The sequence below is a fragment of the Streptomyces sp. FH025 genome (genome assembly GCF_017427025.1).
In the GTDB taxonomy this organism is placed as follows: domain Bacteria; phylum Actinomycetota; class Actinomycetes; order Streptomycetales; family Streptomycetaceae; genus Kitasatospora.
On the sequence record NZ_JAFLNG010000447.1, the window covers coordinates 1 to 6,446 of the forward strand.

Consider the following 6,446-nt stretch of genomic DNA (forward strand, 5'->3'; position numbering starts at 1 on the left):
GGCCGGCACCCTGCGCCACGTCGGCGCGCTGACCAGGCGCAACCTGATGCGGATCAAGGCGGACCCGGAGTCGATGTTCGACGCCGTGCTGATGCCGATCGTCTTCACCCTGCTGTTCGTCTACGTCTTCGGCGGCGCGATCGCGGGCGGCCAGGACGCCTACGTGCAACGCCTGATCCCCGGTCTGCTCGGGCAGACCGGCATGACGCTGGCGCTGGCCGTCGGCACCGGCCTGAACAGCGACTTCCAGACCGGGGTGATGGACCGCTTCCGCACCCTGCCGATCGGCCGGGCCTCGGTACTGCTGTCCAAGATGGTCGCCGAGACGCTGCGGGCGCTGCTCTCCTCCGCGATCCTGCTGACCTTCGCGTTCATCCTCGGCTTCGAGCTGAAGACCGGTGTGCCGGAGCTGCTGGCCGCGGTCGGCCTGTCGCTGGTGTTCGGCATGTCGATCGTCTGGATCTCGATGCTGCTGGGCATGTCGCTGCGCAGCGCCCAGGCCGTCCAGGGCGTCTCCATGCTGGTCCTGATGCCGATGCAGTTCGGCAGCTCGATCTTCGCGCCGACCGACACCATGCCGGGCTGGCTGCAGTCCTTCACCAAGGTCAACCCGCTCTCGGCGCTGGCCGACGCCTCCCGTTCGCTGCTCAACGGCGAGGGGCCGGTGGCCCACCCGGTGATGGTCGTGCTGATCTGGTCGGCCGCCTCGACCGCGATCTTCGCCCCGCTAGCGGTGGCCCGCTTCCGCAAGCGGACCTGAGCGAGCCGGGGCGAGGGACCGGCCGGCGACCGGGACGGGGCGCCGGCCGGCGGAACGGGCCGGTCGGCCGGGTGGCCAGGGGACGGACACCCGGCCGACCGGCCGCTCAGTCGATCAACTCCTCCAGCAGCTCCTGGGTCTGCTGCTGCGTCATCCCGTCGCCGGTGTCGTACGCCGCCTCGTACCCGGCATCACCCAACAGCCGGCGCAGGGCGACGGCCGCCCGTTCGCGTTCGGTCCGGTCCAGGTAGCCGCCCTTCGGGCCGTTCAGCCCGTTGTGCGCGCCGAGCAGCACGGCCGCCAGCCGGGCCCGCTCCACGTCGCCGTCCCGCTCGGCGAAGGCGCGCAGCACCCCGGCCGCGGCGGGCACCACCATGATCGTCATCTGCTCGGCGAAGCCGGACGCCGCCGTCACCGAGAGCAGCATCCGCCGCCCGTCGCGGAGCATCGCGAGCCCCCTCTCCGGATCACCGGCCCGGGCGATGATCCAGCCCCGGGAGGCGGTGAGCAGCCCGGACACGATGCTCACCGCGAAGCCTCCCGCCCTGGCTCCCTCCAGCCGGTCCAGTTCGGCCAGGGCCTGCGGGTACTCACCGCGTTGGGCGTGGAGGCCGGCGAGCGTCAGCCGGCCGAACAGCACCGCGCCGGAGGTGGCCTGGTCGGCGACCAGGGGCCCGAGGGCCTCCACCGTCTCCCGGATGAGCCGCTCCCCGCGCTCCATGTCCAGTTCCAGCAGGGCGCCGCCGAGGTTCACCCGCAGGACCGGCACCTCCTGGAGCGCCCCCAGCTCCTCGGCCAGCTCGATCGCCCGGGTGTAGGCGGCGACTGCGGCCTCGGCCTCGCCCCGGATGGCCATCGACTCGCCGCGGGCCGACAGCGCCTGCGAGACGCCCCAGAGGTTGCCGGCCTGCTCGTACAGCTCCAGGGAGCGCTCGCCGTCCCGGATGCCCTGCTCCCCGCCGCCCGGAAAGTCGTTCATCATCTTGGCCCGGATCTGCAGGATGAAGGCCAGGTCGTTCACGCTGCCGTGCACCTCGCAGCCGCGGACCGCGTCCTCCATCAGCTCGACCATCAGCTCCATGTGGCCGGTCAGGAAGGCCCCGAAGACCCGCATCATCGCCGGGAAGCGGTAGGACTGCGGCAGATCCGGGGTGTAGACGTCCATCAGCTGCCGGGCGACCTCGACCGCCTTCGGGTCGCCGAGGATCTCCAGGTTCCCCTCGAACAGCCCCAGCAGCCGGTACATCGCGAGCAGCCGGCGGGCCTCCTCGACCACGCCCTCGGGCATCGGCACGCCGTACGCCAGCACGTCGCGCTCCAGCGGCACCGGCGGCGGGCCGTCCGGCGCGAACGGGTCCCGGCCCAGCGCGATGACCGCGTTGTACCAGCCGCGGGCCTCCAGGCCGTAGCCGCGCAGCGACCAGTACCAGCTCATGCCGAGGGCCAGCACCAGTGCCTGCTGCTCGGCCGCGAGGTCGATCGCCCTGCGCAGCGCGGCCCGGATGTTGTCCTGCTCGCGGTCCAGGACCGACAGCCAGTGCAGCTGCCGGGGGCCGTGGACGTCCAGGCCGGCGGTGGCGACCACGGCCCGGAAGTGCGCCAGGTGGCGGGCCTCGGTGGCGGCGCGTTCGGCGGCGGAGGCGGCCAGCCGCTCGGTCGCGTACTCATGGATGGTCTCCAGCATCCGGTAGCGCGGCAGGCTGCCGTCGTCCAGGTCGGCCACCAGCAGGGACTTGTCGACCAGGGACAGCAACAGGTCGGCGACCTCCTCCCGGGCCACCTCGACGCCGTCGGCGCAGATCGCCTCGGCGTCCTCCAGCTGCCAGCCGCCGGCGAACACCGAGAGCCGGCGCAGCACCGCCCGCTCCCGCTTGCCGAGCAGGTCCCAGCTCCAGTCGACCACCGCGCGCAGGGTCTGCTGGCGCGGCAGCAGGGTGCGGCTGCCGGCGGTGAGCAGCGCGAAGCGGCCGTCCAGGCGGTCGGCGATCTGGCGGGCCGTCATCACCCGCAGCCGGGCGGCGGCCAGTTCGATGGCGAGCGGCAGCCCGTCCAGGCGGCGGCAGATCTCGGCGCAGGCCTCCGGGTCGCTCCGCGGGTCGAAGCCGGGACGGGCGGCGGCGGCGCGCTCGGCGAGCAGCCGCAGGGCGACCGGGTCGGGCAGCGGCTCGACCGGCAGCACCGCCTCACCGGGCACGCCGAGCGGCTCGCGGCTGGTGGCGAGCACGGTCAGCCCGGGGCACTCGGCGAGCAGCACGTCGGTGAGCTCGGCGGCGGCCTGGATCAGGTGCTCGCAGTTGTCCAGGACCAGCAGCATCCGGCGGTGGCCGCAGTGCTCGACCAGTCGGCGCACCGGGTCCTCGACGCGCTTGTCCAGCACCTCGGCGACCATGCTGCTACTGCTGTGCAGCACGATCTCGCGCAGGCCGAGCGCGGAGACCACGGCGGCGGGGACGGCCTCCGGGCTCTCCAGCGGGGCGAGTTCGGCCACCCAGACGCCGTCCGGCCAGCGCCCGGCGGCCTGCTCGGCGCGGCCGGCCTCGATCGACAGCCGGGTCTTGCCCGAGCCGCCGGGGCCGGTCAGAGTCAGCAGCCGACCGTCCGTCAACTTTCCACGCAGGGCGGCGAGATCGGACTCCCGGCCGACGAAGCTGGTCAGTCGGCCGCGCAGATTGCCGCCGGGGCGCGGGAGTTGGGGAGCGGGTTCGGCGGAGTCGGGCGCGAATATCCCCGCCGGCGGCGCCGGATCCGAGGAGGCCAGCAACTCGGCGTACTGGGCCTGGAGTTGTCGCCCGGGGTCGACGCCGAGCTCATCGGCCAGGGCGCGTCTGGTCCGCTCGTAGTGGCGCAGCGCCTCGGCGGTGCGGCCGCTCCCGTGCAGCGCCCGGAGCATCAGCAGCTGCAACGGCTCGTCCAGCGGTTGCCGTTCGCACAGCTCGCTGAGTTCGGCGACCAGCTCGGCGGCCCGGCCGAGCCCGAGGTCCGCGGCGATCCGGTGGCGGCGGGCCTCCTCCTGCTGGGCCTCCAGCCGGGCGGCCGGACCAACCCGGTCGGGCAGGTCGGCGAGGGCGGGGCCGCGCCACAGCGCCAGGGCGGCGCGCAGCCGCTCGGCGGCCAGCGCGTGGTTCCCGTCGTCGAGGGCGCGGCGGCCCTCGGTGCTCAGCCGCTGGAAGTCGGCGAGGTCGGTGGCCGGGTCGGTCAGCCAGTACCCGGCCGGGCCCGAGCCGACCCGCTCCCGGCCGATGGTGCGGCGCAGCCGGCCGACCAGGGTCTGCAGCGCGGCGGAGGAGTCCTGCGGCGGCTCGGCGTCCCACACCTCGTCCACCAGCAGGTCGGCCGGGACCGGCCGGCCCTGCCGCAGGGCCAGCGCGGTGAGCAGTGCCCGCAGCCGGGCGCCGCCCAGCGGAACGGGTGTGCCGTCGTCGTGGTGGGCCGTGGTGGTCCCGAGGATGCCGTAGTGCACCGGTCCATTCTGGTCGATGGGCGGCGGGGGGCGCGCACAATTGTGCTGGCCCCGGGGCCCGGCGGAACCGGGCGCGCCCTCTCGGACGTTCACCCGGGGCGGCTTGTCCGGCCACCGGCCCGCCCGGCATGATCGGTGTCCGCCGGTATCCCCGTTCCCTCCGCCCATCCCTCTGCCCACGGAGCACCCACACCATGACCTTCGCCGCCACGCCGCGCTCCCGCAGCGAGGACCGCCGGATCAGCCCGGTGTTCTGGGTGCTCCTGGCCGTCTTCGGCACCTCCGGCTGGGCGGTGTACTCCGGTTACGGCAACGCGCGGTTCGGGATCTTCCTCTTCGTGGTGGCGGGCTGGATGGTCTCGCTCTGCCTGCACGAGTACGCGCACGCGCGCACCGCGCTGCACGGCGGGGACATCACCGTCGGCGCCAAGGGCTACCTCACGCTCAACCCGCTCAAGTACGCCAACGCGCTGCTCAGCTTCGTCCTGCCGATCGTGTTCATGCTGCTCGGCGGCATCGGCCTGCCCGGCGGCGCGGTCTGGATCGAGCGCAGCCGGATCCAGGGGCGGCTCAAGCACAGCCTGGTCTCGGCGGCCGGGCCGCTGGTCAACCTGGTCTGCGCGGTGCTGCTCCTGGTCCCGGTCGGCGCCGGCTGGCTGGACGCCCCCCAGTCGAACATCGTCTGGAACGGGTACGAGTTCCAGGTCTCGCCGCTCGCGGCGGCGCTGGGCTTCCTCGGCACGTTGCAGCTGAGCGCGACCCTGCTGAACCTGCTGCCGATTCCGGGCCTGGACGGCTACGGGATCATCGAGCCCTGGCTCTCGTACAAGACCCGGCGGGCCGTCGAGCCCTTCGCTGCGTACGGGATGCTCGCGGTGTTCGCGCTGCTCTGGCAGCCCGAGGTGAACCACTGGTTCTTCCAGGCCGTGTACGGCGTCATGGAGTTGCTCGGCGTCGACCGGGTCGACGCCCTGCTCGGCCACGAGCTGTTCATGTTCTGGAAGAGCGAGGGCTGACGGCCTCAGGCCTGCTCGACGGCCATCGCCTCGGCGAGCTTCGCCTTGCGGCGGTTCATCCACAGCACGTTGCTCGCCACACCGGCCAGCGGCAGCCAGATCAGGCCCAGCCAGAAGCCCTCGATCACCGAGACCACGGCGGCCACCAGCGCGAGAACGACGACGATCAGGGCGAAGAGGGACGTGCGAGGCATGGCGGTGGGCTCCTAGGACCGGGTACGGACGGCCGGGTCACGGCCGCCTCCCATTGTCGCCGACCTCACCTCCGGGACGGGCCCAGGGGTGAGGTCGACACGGCGGCGGGTCCTCACACGTCGGTGATCCGCAGGCCCGCGTGGGCCTTGTAGCGGCGGTTGACCGAGATCAGGTTGGCCACCAGCGCCTCCACCTGGTGGGCGTTGCGCAGCCGACCCGAGTAGATGCCCCGCATGCCGGGGATCAGGCCCGCCAGCGCCCGCACGATGTCGGTGGCGTCCCGGTCGTCGCCGAGCACCATGACGTCGGTGTCGATCCGCTCCACCGACTCGTCCTGCAGCAGCACCGCCGAGAGGTGGTGGAACGCGGCGGTGACCCGGGAGTCCGGCAGTAGCGCGGCGGCCTGCTCCGCGGCGCTGCCCTCCTCCGGCTTCAGCGCGTACGCGCCCTGCTTGTCGAAGCCGAGCGGGTTGACGCAGTCGACGACGATCTTTCCGGTCAGTTCCTCGCGCAGCGCGGTCAGGATGGCGGCGTGCCCGTCCCACGGGACCGCGACGATCACCACGTCGCTCTCCCGGGCGACGGTCGCGTTGTCCGCGCCGCGCACACCGACGCCGATCTCGGCGGCGGACGCCTCGGCCCGGGCGGCGTCGCGGGAGCCGATGATCACCTGCTGGCCGGCCTTGGCCAGCCGCAGGGCCAGGCCCCGCCCCTGGTCGCCGGTGCCGCCGAGGACACCGACCACCAGCTGTGAGACGTCCGGAACTTCGTGGGCCGGGTTTGTCGCTGATTCGAGGGAAGTCATGGGCCGATCCTGCCAAATCCCCGGCCGGACACGACACTCTGGCCGACATGGACGCGATGAGAGTTTCGGCACTCCGGGAACGGCTCGCGGGCACCGGCTGGCTGGAGGCGGTCGGCGGCTTCGCCGGCTCGCTGCGGCGTTCGGTGGAACGGCGCGGGGCGGGCGAGTTGCTGCTGGTCGGCACCGAGTCGTACGAGCCCTGGCACCTGG

At 73.2% G+C, this 6,446-nt stretch carries 5 protein-coding genes; 2 read left to right on the forward strand and 3 right to left on the reverse strand.

Annotated elements, in window-relative coordinates; all coding sequences use genetic code 11:
* Window positions 1–10: 10 nt before the first annotated feature.
* On the forward strand, window positions 11–760 hold the full coding sequence (locus J0670_RS26365) for an ABC transporter permease (protein ID WP_243437544.1): 750 nt from the start codon (window positions 11–13) through the stop codon (window positions 758–760).
* A 106-nt stretch (window positions 761–866) separates the two neighbouring features.
* On the opposite strand, the gene J0670_RS26370 is transcribed toward J0670_RS26365, so the two are convergent.
* The gene (locus J0670_RS26370; protein ID WP_307806699.1) at window positions 867–4,220 is read right to left on the reverse strand and encodes a BTAD domain-containing putative transcriptional regulator; all 3,354 of its coding nucleotides are present in this window, start codon (window positions 4,218–4,220) and stop codon (window positions 867–869) included.
* Window positions 4,221–4,414: 194 nt separating this feature from the next.
* On the opposite strand from J0670_RS26370, the gene J0670_RS26375 reads away from it, so the two are divergent.
* Window positions 4,415–5,236: a site-2 protease family protein gene (locus J0670_RS26375; RefSeq protein ID WP_207814168.1), complete on the forward strand. Its 822-nt coding sequence runs from the start codon at window positions 4,415–4,417 to the stop codon at window positions 5,234–5,236.
* Between the two features lie 5 nt (window positions 5,237–5,241).
* On the opposite strand, the gene J0670_RS26380 is transcribed toward J0670_RS26375, so the two are convergent.
* Both J0670_RS26380 and npdG read right to left on the reverse strand, forming a co-directional pair.
* Window positions 5,242–5,430 (reverse strand): hypothetical protein, encoded by a 189-nt coding sequence (locus tag J0670_RS26380; RefSeq protein WP_207814169.1) that lies wholly within the window; start codon window positions 5,428–5,430, stop codon window positions 5,242–5,244.
* Window positions 5,431–5,543: 113 nt separating this feature from the next.
* Window positions 5,544–6,236, reverse strand: a complete 693-nt coding sequence (gene npdG / locus J0670_RS26385; RefSeq protein ID WP_207814170.1) for an NADPH-dependent F420 reductase — start codon at window positions 6,234–6,236, stop codon at window positions 5,544–5,546.
* Window positions 6,237–6,446 lie beyond the last annotated feature (210 nt).